We start from the raw sequence: 1,513 nt of genomic DNA on the forward strand, positions 1-1,513 counted from the left end.
GGCGGGGGCGGTGAGGGGGCGTTTGTGCCGGTGACCACCGCCACCCGAACGGACCGGGGATCTCCCCCGGACGGCACGGCCGGGATGCGGAACGGCTCGCGGTGTCGCACGGTCGCGGGTGAGCCGCGCCGCGCCCACCCTCCGGGAGGTCCCGATGTCCGTCCGCCGGTGGTTCCGGCCGTCGCGCCCCCGTACCCCGGCGACCCCGATCGGGCCCGGCATCCGACGAGGGGCCGGCGTGGTGGTGCCGCTCGCGCTGGTGACGGTCCTCCTCGTGCCGGCCGCGGGCACCGCCGCCCCGGGTGAGCCCGACGGTGCCGGGACACCCGTGTCCGGCGTGCCGGACGCCCCTCCGGGCCCGAGCGACGACTCCGACCCCGACGGCGTGGGGGTCGCGGGAGCCGCCGCACCGCCCGCTCGGATCCCGGACGCGTCCGGGGTGCCCGGGGTGCCTTCCGAACTGCTCGCCCTGCACCGGGAACTCGGCGCGATCGGCGAGTCCTACCGGATCGCCGAGCGGCACGTCCTGGTGCGTCGGGTGCGGGCCGCCGTCCTCGCCGGCCGGCTGGTCACGATCCGCGCCCAACTCTCCGCGCTGCGGAACCAGGCCGGGAGCATCGCCCGGGCGCAGTACCGGTCCGGTGTCCCGGGCGCCGGTGCCCCGGACGGGGACGCCTCCGCCGCCCTGTACCTCCTGCTGGGCGGCACGGACCCGGCGGCGGCGCTGGAGCGGGAGGCCGACCTGCGGCGGATCGGCGAGGGGGTGGCGGCCCGGATCGGGCATCTGGAGGAGTTGGAGCGTCGGGCCGCCGCGCTGGCGGTCCGGGCCCGTGCCGAACTGGACGCCGGGCAGGTGGAGGCCGAGCTCCGGCGGGAACGACGGAGCGAGGCGTGGCGACGGCTGGAGACGCTGCGGGAGCCCGCGGCCGGCCCCGAACGGGACGCCGGGGACGGGCCGTCGGCCGGGGTCGGGACACCGGAACCGCCGGAACCGCCGGAGCCGCCGGAGCCGCCGTGATGGGGTGAGCCCTCCCGGGCGCGGAATCGCACTCCGACCACGGGAGTTCCTCCGGCGGCTCTTCGGTCCGCCCCGGCCCGATGGCGGGCAGGAGTCGGCTCGCGGGTGCCCGCCCGACGACCCCGGATCCGCCGAAGCCGTCCGGGGCGCCGGTCGGGGTTCGCCCTCTCGCCGTGTCCGGTACGGCACCTCCACGCGGCACCGAGTCGACGGAATCGCCGACGTGGAGGCCCGTCGCGGGGCCGATGCGACGCACCGCGACGGCCACCGCCCCGCATCGGGCGGACCCCGCCCGTCGCGGCGCTAGACGGTCGGGGCGACCGTGCCCGGCGCGACCGACACGGCCTCGGGCAGCGGCTCCCACAGCGCGGCCGGGAGGACCACCTCGGCGACGACCCCGCCGCCGGGGCGGGAGGACAGGCGGGCGGTGAGCCCGTGGCGGGAGGCGGATCGGGCGACGGTGTACAGGCCCATGCCGATGCCGGGGTCGTCCAC

At 78.9% G+C, this 1,513-nt stretch carries 2 protein-coding genes; one reads left to right on the forward strand and one right to left on the reverse strand.

Going from position 1 to position 1,513, the window contains the following annotated elements; translation table 11 throughout:
- Window positions 1–238 precede the first annotated feature (238 nt).
- The gene (locus tag FNQ90_RS22785) at window positions 239–1,018 is read left to right on the forward strand and encodes a hypothetical protein (RefSeq protein WP_182608072.1); all 780 of its coding nucleotides are present in this window, start codon (window positions 239–241) and stop codon (window positions 1,016–1,018) included.
- Window positions 1,019–1,321: 303 nt separating this feature from the next.
- Here FNQ90_RS22785 and FNQ90_RS22790 read toward each other — a convergent pair.
- The coding region (locus FNQ90_RS22790; protein WP_182608073.1) for a hypothetical protein at window positions 1,322–1,513 on the reverse strand (192 nt) is incomplete at its 5' end.

The organism is Streptomyces alkaliphilus (assembly GCF_014141535.1).
In the GTDB taxonomy this organism is placed as follows: Bacteria; Actinomycetota; Actinomycetes; order Streptomycetales; family Streptomycetaceae; genus Streptomyces; species Streptomyces alkaliphilus.